At 47.5% G+C, this 18,874-nt stretch carries 17 protein-coding genes; 13 read left to right on the top strand and 4 right to left on the bottom strand.

Translation table 11 applies throughout. The annotated features are described in order from the left end of the window. Nucleotides 1–54 precede the first annotated feature (54 nt). Nucleotides 55–645, bottom strand: a complete 591-nt coding sequence (locus ACETMN_RS17875) for a YczE/YyaS/YitT family protein (RefSeq protein WP_411734854.1) — start codon at nt 643–645, stop codon at nt 55–57. Nucleotides 646–769: 124 nt separating this feature from the next. Here ACETMN_RS17875 and ACETMN_RS17870 point away from each other — a divergent pair, with 124 nt between their 5' ends. From ACETMN_RS17870 to ACETMN_RS17845, 6 genes are all read left to right on the top strand, one after another. Beyond that, nucleotides 770–1,288: a GNAT family N-acetyltransferase gene (locus ACETMN_RS17870; protein WP_091019507.1), complete on the top strand. Its 519-nt coding sequence runs from the start codon at nt 770–772 to the stop codon at nt 1,286–1,288. 690 nt (nt 1,289–1,978) lie between these two features. Then, complete coding sequence (glpX, locus tag ACETMN_RS17865) at nt 1,979–3,061, top strand: class II fructose-bisphosphatase (protein WP_411734853.1); 1,083 nt, start codon at nt 1,979–1,981, stop codon at nt 3,059–3,061. Nucleotides 3,062–3,340: 279 nt separating this feature from the next. Beyond that, a complete protein-coding gene (locus ACETMN_RS17860) occupies nt 3,341–4,390 on the top strand; it encodes a LacI family DNA-binding transcriptional regulator (RefSeq protein WP_210108401.1) in 1,050 nt (349 codons plus the stop codon). A 54-nt stretch (nt 4,391–4,444) separates the two neighbouring features. After that, nucleotides 4,445–5,617 carry a Gfo/Idh/MocA family protein gene (locus tag ACETMN_RS17855; protein WP_091019501.1) on the top strand — a complete coding sequence of 391 codons (1,173 nt, stop codon included), beginning with the start codon at nt 4,445–4,447 and terminating at the stop codon, nt 5,615–5,617. 75 nt (nt 5,618–5,692) lie between these two features. Continuing rightward, the gene (locus ACETMN_RS17850; protein ID WP_192131168.1) at nt 5,693–6,418 is read left to right on the top strand and encodes a ThuA domain-containing protein; all 726 of its coding nucleotides are present in this window, start codon (nt 5,693–5,695) and stop codon (nt 6,416–6,418) included. 96 nt (nt 6,419–6,514) lie between these two features. Further along, entirely contained in the window at nt 6,515–7,621 is a 1,107-nt protein-coding gene (locus ACETMN_RS17845; protein ID WP_341007811.1) for a Gfo/Idh/MocA family oxidoreductase, read from the top strand. 168 nt (nt 7,622–7,789) lie between these two features. On the opposite strand, the gene ACETMN_RS17840 is transcribed toward ACETMN_RS17845, so the two are convergent. Both ACETMN_RS17840 and ACETMN_RS17835 read right to left on the bottom strand, forming a co-directional pair. After that, on the bottom strand, nt 7,790–8,608 hold the full coding sequence (locus tag ACETMN_RS17840) for a radical SAM protein (protein ID WP_411734852.1): 819 nt from the start codon (nt 8,606–8,608) through the stop codon (nt 7,790–7,792). Then, entirely contained in the window at nt 8,605–9,189 is a 585-nt protein-coding gene (locus tag ACETMN_RS17835) for an Ada metal-binding domain-containing protein (protein ID WP_192131172.1), read from the bottom strand. Before ACETMN_RS17835 ends, ACETMN_RS17840 begins: the two co-directional genes overlap by 4 nt. Before the next feature lie 189 nt (nt 9,190–9,378). Between ACETMN_RS17835 and ACETMN_RS17830 the strand changes: the two genes are divergently transcribed. Genes ACETMN_RS17830 through ACETMN_RS17820 form a run of 3 tightly spaced genes read left to right on the top strand, consistent with a single transcriptional unit; the run spans nt 9,379 to nt 12,032 of the window. Then, on the top strand, nt 9,379–10,359 hold the full coding sequence (locus ACETMN_RS17830) for a Gfo/Idh/MocA family protein (RefSeq protein ID WP_411734851.1): 981 nt from the start codon (nt 9,379–9,381) through the stop codon (nt 10,357–10,359). Between the two features lie 30 nt (nt 10,360–10,389). After that, entirely contained in the window at nt 10,390–11,127 is a 738-nt protein-coding gene (locus ACETMN_RS17825) for an SAM-dependent methyltransferase (protein WP_411734850.1), read from the top strand. 11 nt (nt 11,128–11,138) lie between these two features. Further along, nucleotides 11,139–12,032 (top strand): NAD-dependent epimerase/dehydratase family protein, encoded by an 894-nt coding sequence (locus ACETMN_RS17820; RefSeq protein ID WP_105599054.1) that lies wholly within the window; start codon nt 11,139–11,141, stop codon nt 12,030–12,032. A 231-nt stretch (nt 12,033–12,263) separates the two neighbouring features. Here ACETMN_RS17820 and ACETMN_RS17815 read toward each other — a convergent pair whose 3' ends face one another. Continuing rightward, nucleotides 12,264–13,280 carry a LacI family DNA-binding transcriptional regulator gene (locus tag ACETMN_RS17815; RefSeq protein WP_411734849.1) on the bottom strand — a complete coding sequence of 339 codons (1,017 nt, stop codon included), beginning with the start codon at nt 13,278–13,280 and terminating at the stop codon, nt 12,264–12,266. A 415-nt stretch (nt 13,281–13,695) separates the two neighbouring features. Between ACETMN_RS17815 and ACETMN_RS17810 the strand changes: the two genes are divergently transcribed. The 4 genes from ACETMN_RS17810 to ACETMN_RS17795 all read left to right on the top strand — a co-directional run bounded on the left by ACETMN_RS17810 (nt 13,696) and on the right by ACETMN_RS17795 (nt 18,849). After that, nucleotides 13,696–15,486, top strand: a complete 1,791-nt coding sequence (locus ACETMN_RS17810) for an L-fucose isomerase (protein ID WP_411736424.1) — start codon at nt 13,696–13,698, stop codon at nt 15,484–15,486. Nucleotides 15,487–15,611: 125 nt separating this feature from the next. Beyond that, nucleotides 15,612–17,102 (top strand): rhamnulokinase, encoded by a 1,491-nt coding sequence (locus ACETMN_RS17805; protein WP_411734848.1) that lies wholly within the window; start codon nt 15,612–15,614, stop codon nt 17,100–17,102. 71 nt (nt 17,103–17,173) lie between these two features. Beyond that, nucleotides 17,174–17,836, top strand: coding sequence for a class II aldolase/adducin family protein (locus ACETMN_RS17800; protein WP_091019484.1), 663 nt, complete (start codon nt 17,174–17,176; stop codon nt 17,834–17,836). 284 nt (nt 17,837–18,120) lie between these two features. Continuing rightward, nucleotides 18,121–18,849: an FCD domain-containing protein gene (locus tag ACETMN_RS17795; RefSeq protein WP_341073291.1), complete on the top strand. Its 729-nt coding sequence runs from the start codon at nt 18,121–18,123 to the stop codon at nt 18,847–18,849. Nucleotides 18,850–18,874: the final 25 nt, after the last annotated feature.

The raw sequence follows: 18,874 nt of genomic DNA, 5'->3' as shown, positions 1-18,874 counted from the left end.
ATAGACGGAATGTTCTTTATCACTTCTAGAATGTGAAGATGTATCCATGTCTGTTCATATGCGATCTATTATCTTTTTCGTATGGCCCATAATGAACTGAAGAAGTACACCTGCACAACATACGGTTATCAACGTTCCAAGCCCGATCGGTCCACTGAGCAGAAACGCCAGAATTAAAAATACAAGGTAAATGAATGTTCTCGATACAAATAAGGGAGTTCGAGTGATTTCATGCAAAATTAATGTTAAGCGGTCAATCGGAATGGGTGCAAAATTGGTCTGTAAATAAATTGCCGTGCCGATACTTATGATCACTAAACCAATGACAAAAGTCATTAATTTGCTGTACCAAACTTCGGGTGTGATCAAGGAATCAGATACATAAAGCCAGATATCAATCCCGACACCAGTAATGAATGCGGTGACGAGTCCCAAAAACTCGGGTTTTTGCTGCTGCAAAAGCGAATTACATCCAATTAATAGGAAAGCAATGATGACCTCCCAGCTACCTACACTTAGCCCTACATGATGTGACAGCCCCACCAGAAGTGCATCAAACGGTGAGGTACCCAATTCAGATTGGATGGTAAGGGAAATGCCAAGTGTTAAGATGAGAATACCTGCGGCAAAAAGTACATATTTCAAATTCATTCAACCTCTTTTTTTAATATTATGTTGCAAATACAACAAAATTGAGCTAAATTCAATGTAACCCTTTTTTATTGCATTTGCAACAAACGATTAACTTGTTAAAGGAATGTGAATATAGATGACGATTCGTATAGAGAGATGTACCATTGAACATGTATGTGAACTGCAGGAGATTAGTTATGAGACGTTTAATGAAACGTTTAAAGCGCAAAATTCACCCGAAAATATGAAAGCTTATCTGGAAAAGGCGTTTAATCGGGAGCAATTGGAAACGGAACTGTCCATGGCGGATTCGCAATTTCTTTTTATTTATGTCAACAATCAAGTTGCTGGGTACATGAAGGTGAATATCAATGATGCGCAGTCTGAGAAGATGAGCGTGGAATCCCTTGAGATCGAGCGGGTGTACATCAAAAAAGAGTTCCAAAAACATGGCCTTGGTAAAGTGCTGCTCCATAAAGCCATAGCGATGGCAAAAGAACATCACAAAACAAATATTTGGTTAGGTGTGTGGGAGAAAAATGAAAATGCTATCGCATTTTATGAAAAGATGGGGTTTGTACAGACAGGAGCCCATGCTTTTTACATGGGAGATGAGGAACAGATTGATTTGATAATGACCAAAACGATATTGTAACTGGATCATCGAGGGAAAAGCTTGGGAGAAAAATGCTATTGAGCAGAATTCTTTCGGGCTTTTTTATGTTTTGCCAGAACCGTTGAATCATAAAATGAAGAAATTGACGAATATTAATACATAATAAATATTATGTAAACTTATTATTTTCGATGACCTTCATAAGCTGCATCTATGGCTTTAGTAAAAGTTAAAGGCCTGATTAATACATAACTGGCAGTATAATTTTGCTCAATAATCGTGAAGGTAACAGGTTGATCTCAAGGATCGTCAATATAATTTATTAGTTTATTTCTACGTTTGGACAGTCAGCCGAAAATCGTTTTCGTTTGTAGTCTGTTAGATAAGGTTAAGTCTTAATAATCAGAATATAAGTTGTATATACCTCATGTTAAAAGAACTTTTTGCACGTGAAACGGACGTGTTAATCCACCATGTTGAATTATTTAGTTTTAGAGCGGAAAATGGAAAATAAAATTAATATTTCAAGTAAGAAATCAGGAGGATTGGACTCTTAAAACCAGCCGAAAAAAGGAGCAGAATCAATCAAAATATTAATTGGATAAATAAGGTATGAATCGTTCGAAAGGCGCTACTACGCCTTTTATAGATCAATTTCATATGGATTTGCGATGGATTTAGTACCGCTTTCACGTTATGCTTTTGGAAATTGGAAAGGAAGTGGGAAAAATGGAACGCGAACTGGCGTTGGAAATTGTCAGAGTAACAGAATTGGCTGCGTTAGCTTCAGCACCCTGGATGGGACGAGGCGACAAGAACAGTGCAGATGAAGCGGCTACTTTGGCCATGCGCGCCATGTTCGATTCCGTGTCCATTCGCGGCACGGTGGTAATCGGTGAAGGAGAAATGGATGAAGCCCCCATGTTGTACATCGGCGAGGAAGTGGGCAACGCTGAGGGGCCTGAGGTTGACGTGGCTGTAGACCCGCTCGAAGGTACAGAAATCGTGGCCAAAGGACTAAACAACGCTCTATCGGTTATTGCAGTGGCGGGAAAAGGTAACCTGCTCCACGCACCGGACATGTATATGGAGAAACTTGCGGTAGGGCCTGCGCTTGTAGGCAAGGTCAGCATTGAAGACCCGGTTGAAGTCACACTGGAGAAAGCCGCTGCCGCATTGAACAAAAACATCTCGGATCTGACAGTGATGATTCTGGATCGTGTGCGCCATGAGAGCACAATTAAGACTCTACGCAAGGTCGGTGTACGGATCAAGTTCCTCAGTGACGGTGATGTTGCTGGGGCGATGGCACCGGCCTTCCCGGAGGCGGGTATCGATCTCTATGTCGGATCTGGAGGAGCGCCAGAAGGTGTGCTGGCTGCTGCAGCGCTATCTTGCCTTGGGGGTGAGATTCAAGGTCGTCTGATGCCTGCCAACGCAGACGAATTCCAACGTTGCTTGCAGATGGGAATTGATAATCCTTACAAAGTGTTAACGATGCAGGATATGATCGGCACAGCGGATGTCATTTTTGCTGCAACAGGTGTGACGCCAGGTGAGATTCTGGGAGGGGTACGGTATCTTGCGGATGATCGGGCTGAGACGGATTCGATTGTCATGCGTGCCAAAACGAAGACCATTCGATTCATTCGTTCCCAACACTTCCTGCCTAACAAAGAAGTGCTGCACAAAGTAAGACAGCTTCAATCCACGCCTGAACCATCGGACCGCATTCCGAATCTTGTGAAAACGATGGAGCAGGCTGAGTTTAGTCAATCCTCCGTTGATCTTGGTGTTACAACGACGTTGTGAGCTGCACTCCCCATTAATTGTACAAATAGCAGCAACCGTAATCGTTGTAGTGTGTTTGATAAGTAACTTGGACCCCTAAGGTTACAGGGTGCTCGGATTCAATGAAAGTACCATCTCTGGCAAGATAATAATGAGGGCTTGGATTAACCCGAGCTCTCGTTATTTTTTGTTTAAAGCATTGACAACGGTTACATGGCATGAGAAAATGTACGCGCGTACATAAATATCGATTTTTAGTTATTACATCATTTATAGGTGAGCTAGAAGGGGGTGAAATTCATGGCATCTCGTAAAGAAGTGGCTGATCTTGCGGGTGTTTCCGAGGCAACGGTCTCCCGGGTGCTTAATGGGGTAGGTCCTATTAAAGAAGAGACACGCCGCAAGGTTCTTGAAGCTTCTGAACAGTTAGGCTATGTGCCCAGCGCTCTTGCTCGCAGTTTTGCCAGAAGTAAAAGCGGGAACCTTGGCGTGGTATTACCTTATGTTCCGAAGGCGCATCTGTTCTCGGCGTATTTTTTCTCGGAAATGCTGAGTGGGATTGGAAGCAAAGCCAGAGACAATGGCATGGACCTGTTGGTTATGTTCCGGACACCCGGTGAAGTATTGAATTATACGGATCTGTTCCGGCGTCAGAAAGTGGACGCTTGCATTATCCTAGGTGCCAGAGACGATCATGAAGAACTGGCGGCCATGCAGCAGCTTCACCAGGAAGGACACCCGTTCTGTGTCATGAATCAGCATTTTGAGGGCCAATCATTCACGGAAGTGGATGCGGATCATGTGGAAGGAAGCAGGCTTGCCATACGTCATCTTACGGATCAGGGGTATCGCAAAATCGCTTTTCTCAATGGTCCGGACAGCTATTCCAACAGCCAGGAGCGAATGGAAGGCGTTCGTCTTGGCCTGCAAGAAGCAGGTATGGAGCTGGACCCGAGTCTATTGCTTAAAGGGAATTATAGTAGAAGAAGTGGCATTGAGGCGGCAGCGATTGTAGCAGATCGGCTACATGAGATTGATGCTGTATTTGCGGCCAATGACCGGATGGCCATTGGTGTGATGCATGGTTTGCGTGAGCGGGGAATAGGACCTGCGGATTTTCCGGCATTTGTGGGTTATGACGACTCCGATGCCGCCGAGATGGCGGTTCCGCCACTGAGCAGCGTCAGGGTTCCATTTTTCGAGATGGGTGAACTTGCAGCATCGAAGGTTATGCATGGGTCTGTGGGTGAGACGCATCAAGAGAATAACCCTGTTCCAGCGGTAACCGAATCAGCGAGAGCGTTGTTGCCTACCGAACTGATCATCCGTGCTTCTTCTATCCGTCGATAGTTTATTGGTACACATATTGAAAGAATTTTTATTATTCCAAAGGAGGAAATGACCATGTCAAATCGTCTTCGTGTCGGAATGGTTGGATACAAGTTTATGGGGAAGGCCCACAGTAATGCCTATCGCAGTCTGCCAATGTTTTTCCCGTCTGCTCCGCTGCAGCCTGAGATGTCTGTGATCTGTGGACGTAACGAGCAGGGAGTGCAGGAGGCAGCGAATCAGTTCGGCTGGTCCGAAAGTGTAACAGATTGGCGCGAACTGGTGAAGCGGGATGATATCGATCTGATTGATATTAACGCCCCAAGTGATGCCCACAAGGAAATTGCGTTGGAAGCAGCCCGTCAGGGCAAGCACCTTTTTTGTGAGAAACCACTGGCTCTGTCCCTCGCGGATTCGCGTGAGATGCTTCAGGCCGCAGAGGAGGCCGGAGTCGCCCATATGGTGGGGTTCAACTATCGTTTCTCACCAGCAGTACAATTAGCGAAAGATCTGGTTGAAAGCGGACGACTGGGTAAAATCTATCATTTCCGTGCGTTTTTCCTTCAGGACTGGATCATGGACCCTTCGTTCCCGCTGGTATGGCGTTTGCAAAAAGAAGTGGCTGGCTCTGGTTCCCATGGGGATCTGGGCGCGCACTTAATCGATCTGGCTCGTTTCCTTGTTGGTGAATTCCAGGAAGTCATCGGCATGAGCGAAACATTTATCAAAGAACGACCACTTGCAGCAGAGATGACCGGGCTGAGTGCAAAGGGCAGTTCGAATGCGGATGCACCGAAAGGAGAAGTGACCGTCGACGATGCTACGTTGTTCCTGGCACGATTCGCAGGAGGGGCGCTGGGCAGCTTCGAAGCTACACGTTTTGCAGCGGGGCATCGCAGTACGAACTCGTTTGAGATTAATGGCAGTCTCGGCAGTGTACGGTTTGATTTTGAGCGGATGAACGAACTGGAAGTATATTTTACAAAGGATGAAGAGGACGTACAGGGATTCCGCCGTGTACTGGCAACCGATCCGGCACACAAGTATTCCGAAGCCTGGTGGCCTGCCGGACATACGATTGGATTCGAGCACACGTTCACGCATGAAATGCTGGAGTTGGTAACTGCGATCTCTGAAGGACGACAACCATCACCGAGTTTCCACGATGGGGTCGCCTGTCAGGCTGTACTGGAAGCGGTAGAACGTTCGGTGACGGAGCGACGCTGGGTGACACTTGAAGAGATGTAAGTGAGCAAGCAAGGCGGAGGAAGTCAGGATTAGCGTTGAGCACAACTAAACTAGTTGAAAGCGAGTGAATAAGCGATGAGTAAAGCACTGATTGTATGGGGCGGCTGGGATGGACATGAACCGGAGCAGGTAGCAGCGATTTTTGAGCGTATTTTGAAGGAAGAGCAGTTTGAGGTTGAAGTCTCGAATACGTTGGAGTCTTATGCGGATGCAGAGAAGCTGATGGGTCTGGATCTGATCGTGCCATTGTGGACGATGGGACAGATTGAGCAGGAATTGGTCAATAACGTATCTGCGGCTGTTCAGAGCGGTGTGGGCTTGGCTGGTATTCATGGCGGGATGTGTGATGCCTTCCGAAATAACGTAGACTGGCAGTTTATGACGGGTGGACAATGGGTTGCTCATCCAGGTAACGATGGTGTTGAGTATGTGGTGAACATGAAGCGTGGCTCTAGCCCGTTACTGGATCATATTGAAGATTTTCAGGTGAAAAGTGAACAGTACTACCTGCACGTAGACCCGGCAGTGGAAGTATTGGCAACAACTCGGTTCCCAGTGGTTACTGGTCCGCATGCAGCGAATGGACCCGTAGATATGCCTGTTGTCTGGACGAAACGATGGGGTGCAGGACGGGTATTTTACAACTCACTGGGACACCATGCAGACATTGTAGACATGAAACCCGTGACAGAAATGATGCGCAGTGGTTTCAAATGGACAGCAGCAGGTAAAGAGCTTGCCAAGAGTCGAGTAAGTGCAGCAACCGAAGTGTATACAGGTATGGCGGACAATCAGAACTAATGAGATTGTAGTTTGATCGTAAACGTAACTTCAGTGTCAACCATTCATCCTCAATGGATAAACCATTTCTGATCCACGGCGAAGGGAGCCCCAGGCATGAAAACAATGAAAGTAGGCATTATTGGCTGCGGTAAAATCAGCGGTATTTATATGGAAAATTGTCACCGGTTCGAGGTGCTGGAACTAGTTGCTGTTGCGGATCTTGATCGGAAACGTGCAGAGGAGCAGGCTGCAGCCTATAACGTGCCAAACGTATACAGCGTGGATGAAATCTTGGCTGATCCCGAGATTGAGCTGATCATCAACCTGACGATTCCTTCCGTTCATGCGGATGTATGCTTGCGGGCGCTTGAATCAGGCAAACATGTCTATGTGGAAAAACCACTCGCTGTTACCCGTGAAGAAGGGCAGGCTGTGCTCGAAACAGCGAAGCGTAAAGGATTGCTCGTGGGCTGCGCGCCAGAGACTTTCTTTGGTTCAGGTATCCAGACTTCACTTCAATTGGTGGAAGAAGGGGTAATCGGCAAGCCGGTTGCGGCGACCGCATTTATGATGAGCCGTGGTCATGAACACTGGCACCCAGATCCGGAGTTTTATTACGCATCAGGCGGTGGGCCAATGTTTGACATGGGTCCGTACTACCTCACGGCATTGGTTCAACTGATGGGACCGATCAAGTCCATTGCGGGCATGACAGGTAAAGCCATGGAAGAACGGACGATTACGAGTGAGAAAAAGAGAGGTCAAGTGGTTCCCGTCGAAATTCCAACTCACGTTACGGGTCTGTTGCAGTTTGAGCAGGGTGCCATTGGCACGCTAATTACGAGCTTTGACGTATTTGGCGGAAGTGCACTGCCACCGATTGAGATATACGGCACGCATGGCACATTGCAGGTACCTGATCCCAACACCTTCGGCGGTCCGGTTCGTTACCGCTTGCTGGGTGAACATGAATGGACGGAAGTTCCGCTTCTCCCAGGATATCAGGAAAATACACGCGGCATCGGTGTGGCAGATATGGCCTATGCAGCCCAAAGTGGACGTGCACACCGTGCGAGCGGGGAACTGGCATACCACGTACTTGAGGCCATGTGGGCATTCCATGATTCATCAGATGAGCAGACGTTTTACCAGATGAAAAGCTCGTGTCAGCGCCCGGCTGCATTGCCGGTGGATCTGCCATTGTATACATTGGATAAATAAGATAGCCATTATGGCTTATATCATGGCGAACAGCCCCTTTCCTTCGAACACGGAAAGGGGCTGTTTTTATTAAATTTAAGAAAAATTGGAGATAACAGCGATCGGAAGGTTGTTCGGTCATTGGAGTGTCCAGTGTATATATTCTTTAATTCAACTTATATAGCCATTTTAGGGCTCAAATCCCGCCTGACTGATCCAGATCTCATCCTCGGCAAAAACGTTTTTCATCCGTTGAACAACAGTCTGATACGCATCTGGATGATACCAGTGCTCCATCCCCACTTGCTGGTAGAGCGACTCCATGCCGAGTCGCCGGGTGCGCTTGCCCTCACTGCCATCGCCCATGAAATAATCGTCAATGCATACACGCTGAACCAGAGGTCTCAAGATGGCTGCAAACTGTTCACTGCTGGGTAATACGGGAGCAATTGCAACCTGTGTCGGTATTCCGGCATCCCGCAACTGTTCCAATGCACGTAATCGGCCTGCAATTGGGGGAGCGGAAGGACTGAAATGTTTGCGCATATCGTCCAGATCCGTCTCCACCGTCATGCTGACCCGAACCCGGTCTCCTAACTGTAGTAAGAGATCTATATCCCGGGTAACGAGGGGACTGCGGGTTTGGACCAATACAAAATCGGGCGGATACTGTACCATCGTTTCAAGTAATGAACGCGTGATACACTCCTTGTACTCAGCGGGTTGATACGGGTCTGTACTGGATGACATGAACAGAGTGACTTTGCCTTTCGCCAGGGCACGCTGCAATTCTTTGGCGAACACTCGGGAGGCCTCCTGTTTCACATCCACCCAGCTCCCCCAATCCTCTTTGCGAAATAAGGAGACAGGCATCTGTCTGACATAACAATAGGAACAACCGAAGGCGCAGCCTGTGTAAGGATTCAGCGTATGTGTATATCCATTAAGGAAGCCTGTTCCTTTGTTCAATAACGTTTTGGGTATTTTGTAAGAAAGGTTGGTTTTCATAAGTTCTCATGCCTTTCGCGGTAGTGTGCAGGTGTGAGACCTGTGTGTTTGCGAAATACAGTAATGAAATAAGCTGAGTTAGGTATACCGACATGGCGGCCAATATCGGTGACGGTAAGTCCGGTATGTTCAAGCAACTTCCGGGCTTCGGTCATTCGTTTATCCTGAATATATTGAACCGGTGTGCGACCTGTAATCCGCTTGAACACACGATGCAGATGATAAGGACTGCCATGACTTACAGTGGCAAGGACATCCAAGGTTAGAGGTTCGGCGTAATGATGTTCGATGTAATCCGTGATCCCGTATATCCACTCCTGATCAGGTACCCGCTCGCCTGTTGGTTTACAACGTTTGCAGGGTCTGAACTTTCGTGCCAACGCTTCTTCAACATGTTGAAATATCAGCACATTTTCAGCTTTGGGTGCTCTGGACTTACAGGAAGGTCGGCAGAAAATACCCGTTGTTTGCACACCGTAAAAGAACGTTCCATCATAAGAATTATCGTTGTTGATGATGGCATGCCAGTATTTTTCATCTATCGATTCGGGCAGTATGCGATCTTGATCTGGACTTTTCACGGTGATCACCTCATCTCTAATTATAACCCTAGTTCCAAGGGATTGACGAAGTTTCAACTTAAAAAGCAAGATATCAATATCTGGGATAAAGTACCTTCCTTCAATCTGAACGAAATATGAGCTACAATATACAGGATGGAAGTGGTTTATATCTCAAATGAAATTTATAGATGAAAGAGGTAGGTAAGCATGGTTCGTTTTGGAGTAGTGGGTACCAACTGGATTACAGAAAGGCTTCTCGAAGCCGCAGCACAGGTTGATGGATTCAAGTTAACCGCCGTGTATTCAAGAACTGAAGATAAGGCTAATGCATTTGCAGATAAATATGATGTTGAACACCGCTTCACCGATCTGGAAGAGTTGGCAGCAAGTGATGTGATTGATGCAGTCTACATTGCCACACCAAATACGGTTCATGCAGAGCAGGCTGAGCTTTTTCTGAGAAACGGTAAACATGTATTGTGCGAGAAACCTCTGGCTGCAAATAGCGCCGAAGTTCGGAGCATAATCGATAAAGCACGAGAACACGAGGTTCTGCTCATGGAAGCGATGAAATCGACCCTTGTTCCCCAGTTCAAAATGGTGCAGAAGAGCCTGCATAAAATCGGTCCTGTCCGCAAATATGTAGCAGGATACTCTCAGTATTCTTCCCGTTATGACAAGTACAAAGAGGGGATTGTCCTGAACGCGTTCAAGCCTGAACTCGCTAATGGGGCGTTAATGGATCTCGGTGTGTATTGTCTCTATCCATTGATTACGTTGTTCGGTGCACCTAATCGGGTTCAATCCCAAGCGATGATGCTGGAATCTGGTGTGGATGGACAAGGCAGTGTGCTACTGGATTATGATGGGATGGATGCGGTTGTTACATACTCCAAAATCTCCAATTCTCATGTACCAAGCGAAATTATGGGGGAACTGGGCAGCATCATCATTGACAAGATTGGCTCACCGGAACATGCAGAGATACGTTACAATGACGGTACGGTGGAGCAGCTCACAGTCGAACAAAACCATCCGGCGATGTATTATGAAGTGGAGGAGTTCGTGAATCTGGTTCAGGAAGGCAAAAAGGAGTCTGACATGAACACGTATGAACGCTCCTATGTTACGATGCAGGTCATGGATCAGATTCGGAAGCAGATTGGGCTTGTGTTCCCTAACGATTGATTCAAAAACAGGAAAGGTAGCTGAGACGAGATGAGCAGAGATGAGCAGAGCAACAAACCCTCCAATGATTCTGGTGGTTTGGAACTGTCACAGATTGTTTTCATAGGAAGAACCTTCGAGGAATATATGAAGATGTTCAACTTAACGGTAGAGGAGATTACTGGCAAGTCGATTCTGGATTGTCCCGGCGGAGCATGTTCGTTCAGCAGTCAGGCGCGCAAGTTGGGTGCAGACCCTGTAGCGGTAGATATTGCCTACGAATACGGGATCGACGAGCTTGAAGTAAAGGGATATCAGGACATTGAGCATACGATGAAACAGATGGAATCGGTGCAAAACATATATGTGTGGGATCAATTTGGATCAATCCAGGGGTTAAAGGAAGAACGAACTCGTGCCATCACAGATTGCATCGCAGATATGAGAATGTTTCCTGACCGTTATGTGGCGTCTGTGCTCCCGGATCTACCCTTTGCGGATGGACAATTTGATCTGACGTTATCCGCCCATTTCCTGTTTACGTACGCGGATCGATTGGATGTTGATTTTCATGTTGCAACCGTGATGGAACTACTGCGTGTGACCAAACGAGAGGTTCGCATTTTTCCAACAGTGGATCTGTCTGGCCAACGTTACAAGCACATGGATGAGTTAAAATTAATACTCGAAGAGCGTGGGTGCACGGTATCCGAAGAACCAACTTCATATGAGTTTCAACGGAACGCTCACACCATGCTTCACATTGTTAAACATAATCGAACAAGATAGGAGGTTTTTGGATGAATAAAGTCCTTATACTTGGGGGTACACGTTTTTTCGGTAAACGTCTGGTGGATCACTTGCTGTGGGAAGGGAAGTCTCAGATCACAGTCGCCACTCGTGGTAAAACGGATGTTGACTTCGGACCCGAAGTAAACCGAATAAAGATGGATCGTGAAGACCCGGAATCTCTGGCAGAGGTTGCGCAGACAGACATGTGGGATGTCGTGTACGACAATATCTGTTACTCCCCAAATGCGGCGAAATCGGCATGTGAAGCTTTTGCAGGACGCACCAAAAGATACGTTCTGACATCCACACTCTCGGTGTACGGTGATCCCAAACCTGGATTTAAGGAAACGGATTTTGACCCGTATACATATCCATTACAGTATGGGAGTGCGGAGGATTTTTCGTATGGAGAAGGCAAACGGCTTGCAGAGGCTGTATTTTTCCAAGTAGCGGATTTCCCGGTTGTAGCGATGCGCATTCCCATTGTACTCGGGATTGATGATTATACGAGAAGACTCCATTTTCATATTGAACATGTGCAAAAAGGAAAACCGATCGGCATGCCAAATCCGGATGCGGAGATTGGATTTATCAATTCCACTGAAGCGGCAAGATTTCTCGCTTGGCTTGGACATTCGTCCATTACCGGTCCAGTGAATGCAGCTTCCAAGGGTGCAATTACGCTGTCAGCCATGATACATCTGATCGAGACGGTCACGGGCATGCAGTCCCAGATCCTCATGGAAACGGTGAAAGAAGATATGTCACCCTTCGGCGTTGAGCAATCATGGACGATGGTGACGACCAAGGCAGAACAAGCGGGATATACGTTCGAACCTCTGATGGACTGGTTCCCGGGACTCGTTCGTGAGGTTGCTCTCGCATTACAGTCGGAGCGGTAGAATATCGGCTCGGATGGAACCAAAATGAAACTGAATGAATCTGACGAACCAACCGGTTCGGACGAATTGGGTCATTCCAACGTATGAACATCAAACAGGGTGCAACCAGAGTGAAGTCTCCGGTGCACCCTGTTCATGTTGTACATTTTTTCGAATTGGAACGGGAGCTAATCTAGATAGGTGGGACTAATCATTTACACGATAATATTTAGTCAACTCTGGTGCTTAACTCTATTTTTGCTCACGTGGAGCAGTAGCTGAAGCCCGTATGCGCAGTTCTGATGGTAGAATGACGGTTTGGGCTTCGGAAGGGGCCTTGCCCTCAATCCGGTCAATCAGCATCTGTACGCCCTGAAACCCAAAGTCATATGCTGGCTGTGCTGCTACAGTCAGGAAAGGATCAAAAGCAGAAGCCAGATCCAGATCGTCGAAGCATACGACAGAGATGTCTTCTGGCACACGTAGTCCTCGTTTGCGCAAAAGCCGGATGACCCCAATCGCCAGCATGTTGTTGGCTGCAAAAATGGCTGTTGGTTGATCCGGTTGAGAGAGTAGTTGATCCAGTCCCTCTTCATCGCTGAAATCCCGGTACCCGGTTCGAAGCACAAGCTCGGGATCAATATCAGCTCCGGCCTCACGTAAACCCGCTATATAACCTTCCTCCCGCAGTCTGGCGGTAGAAACCTCTGAAGAACCATTGACCAGTGCAATGCGCCGGTGCCCCAATTGCACCAGATATCGGATCAGTTCAATCGCACCTTCCCGGCTATCTCCGGCAATGACATCTGACGTAATGCCAGGTACGGTACGATCCAGAAAGACAAACGGAATGTGACGTTCCTGCAGTTGTTTCAGATGAGTGAGAGAACGATCTCCTGCAGGGGCAAAGAGTACACCATCGACGCGAGTAGACAGAATTGCATCCACGTAATCCTTTTCCTTATTGTAATCCTCGTCACTGTTGCCAAATAAAAGACGGTACCCACGAAGATGGGCTGCATCTTCAGCACCGCGGGCGAGTGTTGTATAAAATGGGTTGGTAATATCCGTAATAAGCAGGGAGAGCATCTGAGTTCGTTGAAGCACAAGACTGCGTGCATTGGAGTTCGGGATGTAACCCAGTTCGTCGATCACCTGTTGCACACGTTCGCGTGTCGCGGAACTTATGCGGCCTGTATGATTAATGACTTTGGAGACCGTCATGGCGGAGACGTTGGCTTTTTTGGCAATATCGTAAATGGTAATCATTAGAATCTAACCTTTCCGCAACATAGTCTTACCATTCTATAGGATAATGCCAATTGACAGCAAGATAGGCTCATGCTATGTTAGGGTTACCGATAACCCTAAAGGGTTCTGAACGTCTTTACTACATAAACCATTTCGTTGAATTCGCTCATGCACGTTCCATTTTCTTGAAAAGAGGAACTACATACAAGGCTGATTAATGAAATGGTTTATTGGTATTTTTTTAAATATGTAAACGCATTCAATTTCAAGTAATGCTCTTGATAATCTGTGTATGCAGCTCTTGCGTGCCACCCGGGTATCGGTTGTATTTCCGTCATTATCTCATTCCAATCACTGCATATGGATCAGACAGAAGGTTTCTCAATTCAACCCAAATAATTCTATGAAACGAATTGAAGGAGGACATTCCAGTATGACACATCAGGATTATCGTTATAAGCAGGCTTTCCCCAAGATTGGTATTCGTCCCACGATTGATGGAAGACGCAAGGGTGTTCGGGAGTCACTGGAAGAGCAGACGATGCGGATGGCGACATCCGTTGCCGAGCTGCTTGCAGCCGAACTGCGTTATCCTGACGGGTCCGCGGTGGAATGTGTTGTGGCCGAGACTTGTATTGGCGGAGTCGCCGAAGCGGCCGCAGCATCAGAACTATTCAGCCGTTCCAACGTGGGCGTAACGATCACCGTGACACCATGCTGGTGTTATGGTACGGAAACGATGGATATGTCACCATCCATCCCTACAGCTATCTGGGGTTTTAACGGGACTGAACGTCCAGGTGCAGTATATCTGGCAGCGGTACTCTCTGCCCATGCACAGAAGGGGATTCCGGCCTTTGGGATCTATGGAGAGGATGTGCAGGACGGCGGGGATACAACCATTCCCGATGACGTGCGTGAGAAATTGCTCCGGTTCAGCCGTGCGGGTCTGGCAGCCGCTACCTTGAAAGGGCAAGCGTATCTATCCATTGGATCGGTATCCATGGGGATTGCAGGTTCGATTGTGAACGATTCATTTTTCCAAGAGTATCTGGGCATGCGCAACGAATATGTGGATATGAGCGAACTCACTCGTCGTATTGAAGAAGAAATCTACGATCCTGAGGAGTATAAGCTCGCACTGGCCTGGGTGAAGGAGAATTGTAGCGAAGGTCCGGACAACAACGCTGCCCATCTGCAAACGGATCGCAAACGCAAAGAGTACGAATGGGAGACCGTTGTGAAAATGACCCAAATTATGCGTGACTTGATGGCGGGCAATCCAAGATTGGCAGAGCTTGGTTTTACAGAGGAATCGATGGGTCACCACGCGATTGTATCCGGCTTTCAGGGACAACGGCAGTGGACGGATCATTCTCCGAACGGAGATTTTCTGGAGTCGATATTAAATTCTTCCTTTGACTGGAATGGCAAACGTGCGCCTTATCTGGTTGCAACGGAGAATGACAGCCTGAACGGGGTATCGATGTTATTCGGTTCGCTGCTGACGCATACGGCACAGATCTTTGCTGATGTGCGCACGTATTGGAGTCCGGATTCGGTACAGCGTGTGACGGGGCACCAGTTGGAAGGAAACGCGAAGGATGGCATTTTGCATCTGATTAACTCCGGTTCCGCAGCCTTGGATGGCACCGGACAACAGTCCAGAGATGGGAAGCCTGTGCTCAAGCCATTCTGGGAAATTACAGATGAGGAAGTACAGGACTGCCTAAAAGCAACATCCTGGAGACCGGCATCCGTAGAATATTTCCGCGGGGGCGGCTATTCAGCGGATTTCCTGACCAAAGGTGGCATGCCTGTAACGATGACACGTCTGAATCTGGTCAAAGGACTGGGTCCGGTGCTGCAAATCGCTCAGGGTTACACGGTCGATCTGCCTGAAGATGTGCATGATACGCTGGATCAGCGAACAGACCCTACCTGGCCATCCACCTGGTTTGCACCTGTTCTAACCGGATCGGGAGCGTTTACTTCCGTATACGAGGTCATGAATCAATGGGGCGCTAACCATGGCTCCATCTCGTATGGACACATCGGTGCTGATCTGATTACGCTGGCTTCCATGCTGCGCATTCCGGTAAATATGCATAATGTACCTGAATCGGAGATTTTCCGACCGCGTGCATGGGGCTTATTCGGCACAAGTGAACCGGAGAGCGCAGACTACCGTGCTTGCAGTGTATTTGGCCCGTTATATCGCTAAAATAAAGTTACATTCCTGTCAAACGCCATGTTCCTTATGAAATGAAGGTAACATGGCGTTCTCTTGAAAGCTGTGTTCAGAACTCGAATATGGCTTATCGCATAGCGTTAAGGAGGCTTGGGAGATTGGGCGATCAAGCAACACATGTGCTTGCTGCCGATTACGGCGCCGGTAGTGGACGTGTAGTCCGGGGTTCTTTTGATGGAAGCAGACTCTCGTTACAAGAAGTGCATCGATTTAACAACGAACCCGTGCAGCTGGGGGGAGGATTGTATTGGGATTTCCTGCGACTTTTTCATGAATTAAAACAAGGCATTGTGAAAGGGACGCAAGACATCTCTCCAACGGTCCGTTCTATAGCTGTGGATACGTGGGGAGTGGACTATGGACTGGTAGATGGGGCGGGAAGATTATGCTCGAATCCACGTCACTATCGGGAGTTACGCAATGCGCAGTGGATGGAAGAAGTTCTGTACCTTGTGAAAGAAGAAGAACTGTACGCCATGTCCGGCGTTCTGCCGCAGCAAATCAATACGGTATTCCAATTGCTAGGCAGTGTGCGAGAGCATGTCGAAGGTTTGCGTCCGGATGTACGCATGTTATTTATGCCGGATTTGTTTCACTATTATCTATCCGGTCAGCAGGCTTGTGAGTATACGGTTGCAAGTACCAGTGGGCTGTTGCATGCAGGTGAGGCGCGTTGGAATGAACATCTGATCGGGCGTCTCGGTATACCGGAAACATTATTTCCAAAACTCGTTCAACCGGGTACCGTGCTGGGCGATTTAACAAATGAGTTGTGCGCCGAGTTACGGACTGGACCGATGCAGGTAGTCTCTGTAGGCTCACATGATACGGCATCTGCCCTGGCAGCAATCCCTGCGAATGATTCGGATTTCGCTTTTATCAGCTGTGGCACCTGGTCTCTGATGGGGGTGGAGCGTGATACACCTGTATTGGATGATCGAAGTCGTACACTCGGATTCACCAATGAAGGGACGGTAAGTGGAAAAGTACGCACCCTGAAAAATCGTTCAGGCTTGTGGCTGCTACAGGAATGCAAACGGCAATGGGAGCGGGAGAATCAACTTTTTACACATGAAGAACTGATTCAATTGGCTACCTTGTCAACGCCGCATCAAAGTTATGTATCGCCGGGAGATGGCGTGTATTTGGCGCCAGGGAATATGGCTGAACGAATACGGCAACAATGCAGTCTCACCGGACAGACAGTGCCCGAAACGACTGGAGCGATTGTACGCTGCATTCTGGAAAGTCTTGCACTGGAATTCAGACAGACGCTGGATGAACTGCAGTTGATTACAGGTACAAGACCTCGTGTCATTCATATGGTTGGTGGTGGTGTACACAATCGACTATTATGCCAGTTTACAGCCAATGCAGCCGGTGTCCCGGTGGTGGCAGGCCCGGCAGAAGCGACTTCAGCCGGGAATTGCATGCTGCAATTCCTTGCGCATGGAGAAGTGAGTAGCTTGGCCGAGGTACGGGAGGTCATGGCTGCTTCCTTTTCCCCCGAGACCTATGAGCCTGAGGATACAGAGCTGTGGCAGGAAGCTTATGAAAACTACCAAAGTCTGAATCAAATCAAAAGGTAATGAACAGATTTAATACAATGAGCATGGACGTAAAATGCTAAAAAAGAAAAGTTCGAGGAGTGGTGAGGAACATGTCTGAACAGCAAATAAGGGAAGAGTTGACGAAATATGCCCGCAGAGCAGTTGCCCAAGGGTTGGTGGTAGGACCCGGTGGGAATCTGAGCGCTCGCTCTGGGGGAACGATGTTGTTGTCTCCGAGTGGTTATGCACTTGAGGATCTGGAGCCTGACGAATGGATCGCCATTGATATCGAGACAGGAGAGACTCGTGCGGGAACAACACGCCCTTCTTCCGAAGTTTTGATGCATCTGTACAGTTATCGTGTGAATCCTGATATCCAAGCCATTGTGCATACGCATCCGGCCTATACGATTGCACTTAGTCTTGTTTTCGATGAATTGCCACACTTGTTCCCTGATCAGTCGGCTTTGGTGGGCGATATCGGGTTCGTTCCATATGTTCTGCCAACGACGAAACTACTTGCCGATGCAGTCTCAGCAAAGGTAGAAGAACATACGGCACTCATTCTCGTCAATCACGGATTGGTCACAACGGGTAAAAACCTCCGCGAAGCCTATTATCGCACCCAGGTAGTGGAAGAAAGCGCGAAGGTATATATGATCGCAAAAGCAGCCGGGGAACCCAAAGTGCTTACTGCCGAAGAATATAAGGAAATTCAATCGCTTGAAAGTGAAGCCTACCGTGTGCAGTTATTGCAACAACTCAAGTCCTGAGACCTTATTTGTTCATTTGTGAGTGTGTTCATGGTTCAAAATATTACTACCTTAAGGGCAGTTTGCATCCTCCGGCTAAACGTTGGAATAAAGGATGTGAAATGCTCTTTTTTAATGTCGAATTAGAAAACGTAATATTAAAGCGGAAGTGAATAATTCGTACTAATTTGATGAGATTTGTTGAAACTGAGATGGCTTGAAGTTATACTATCGTTAATCATCAATGAGTAACAACTAAAAGCACAATAAATAACAATTAAGTATTTAAGAGGGGGGTGAATGCAGTGGGTCCTGAGCTAAACGAAATGGAGCTGGAATACGAACTGCTGAAGCAGCTTCGAGACGCCAGCGCTCCCATCGGGGCCAGTACGTTGGTTCATACTTTGGGCAAAACGTATGGTCTGAGTCAGGCAACCATCGGAAGAAGACTTATGGAGATGGATGTTGAAGGTTTTACAGTTCTGGAAGGCCGCAAGGGAAGGACTTTGACCGAACAGGGTCTGGATCGAATAAAGATATTAGAAAGAGAGTTGCAGCAAAAAAGCGTGAATTCACAGTTAATTCAGATGCTGAATCATTCCGGGGAAAAGGCCCTAGTGGATGTTCTCGTTGCCAGAAGGGCACTTGAGCGGGAGATTGCTTCTCTGGCAGCACAGCGTGCATCGAAAGAATACATATTACTGTTGCAAGCATCGATTGTGAACCAGCATGAATTGCTTTCCAAGAATATTATACCATACGAACAGGACCGGGAGTTTCACAGATTGCTGGCTTATGCTGCGCAAAACCAAATTCTTCTGCACGCGGTTGAACTGGTATGGGAGACAAGCCGTGATTTTCTGGAGACAGCATATATTCGCAGGAGAGTAGGAAGTGAATTAGTTGTGGACCATCAGCAGATTCTGGATGCTATTGTAGCCGGCTCTCCAGAGCAGGCTGAAGCGGCGATGGTGAACCATATTAACCAAATGATTAATGATGTCAAACGTTATTTCGCCATGCAAAACCAATAAAACACCTTTGAACGAAAACCGGTGT

This window comes from Paenibacillus sp. M2 (assembly GCF_046713495.1).
Lineage (GTDB): Bacteria > Bacillota > Bacilli > Paenibacillales > Paenibacillaceae > Paenibacillus > Paenibacillus amylolyticus_B.
The sequence above is the reverse complement of the archived record's forward strand: the minus strand, read 5'-3'. Positions and strand labels throughout refer to the sequence as shown.

Bases quoted from the DNA above. Each gene is read 5' to 3' on its own strand.
- ACETMN_RS17860 (WP_210108401.1), top strand. From the start codon at position 3,341: ATGGCATCTCGTAAAGAAGTGGCTGATCTTGCGGGTGTTTCCGAGGCA.
- ACETMN_RS17840 (WP_411734852.1), bottom strand. From the start codon at position 8,608: ATGAAAACCAACCTTTCTTACAAAATACCCAAAACGTTATTGAACAAA.
- ACETMN_RS17800 (WP_091019484.1), top strand. From the start codon at position 17,174: ATGTCTGAACAGCAAATAAGGGAAGAGTTGACGAAATATGCCCGCAGA.
- ACETMN_RS17855 (WP_091019501.1), top strand. From the start codon at position 4,445: ATGTCAAATCGTCTTCGTGTCGGAATGGTTGGATACAAGTTTATGGGG.
- ACETMN_RS17830 (WP_411734851.1), top strand. From the start codon at position 9,379: ATGGTTCGTTTTGGAGTAGTGGGTACCAACTGGATTACAGAAAGGCTT.
- ACETMN_RS17850 (WP_192131168.1), top strand. From the start codon at position 5,693: ATGAGTAAAGCACTGATTGTATGGGGCGGCTGGGATGGACATGAACCG.
- ACETMN_RS17870 (WP_091019507.1), top strand. From the start codon at position 770: ATGACGATTCGTATAGAGAGATGTACCATTGAACATGTATGTGAACTG.
- ACETMN_RS17845 (WP_341007811.1), top strand. From the start codon at position 6,515: ATGAAAACAATGAAAGTAGGCATTATTGGCTGCGGTAAAATCAGCGGT.
- ACETMN_RS17820 (WP_105599054.1), top strand. From the start codon at position 11,139: ATGAATAAAGTCCTTATACTTGGGGGTACACGTTTTTTCGGTAAACGT.
- ACETMN_RS17825 (WP_411734850.1), top strand. From the start codon at position 10,390: ATGAGCAGAGATGAGCAGAGCAACAAACCCTCCAATGATTCTGGTGGT.
- ACETMN_RS17810 (WP_411736424.1), top strand. From the start codon at position 13,696: ATGACACATCAGGATTATCGTTATAAGCAGGCTTTCCCCAAGATTGGT.
- ACETMN_RS17815 (WP_411734849.1), bottom strand. From the start codon at position 13,280: ATGATTACCATTTACGATATTGCCAAAAAAGCCAACGTCTCCGCCATG.
- glpX (WP_411734853.1), top strand. From the start codon at position 1,979: ATGGAACGCGAACTGGCGTTGGAAATTGTCAGAGTAACAGAATTGGCT.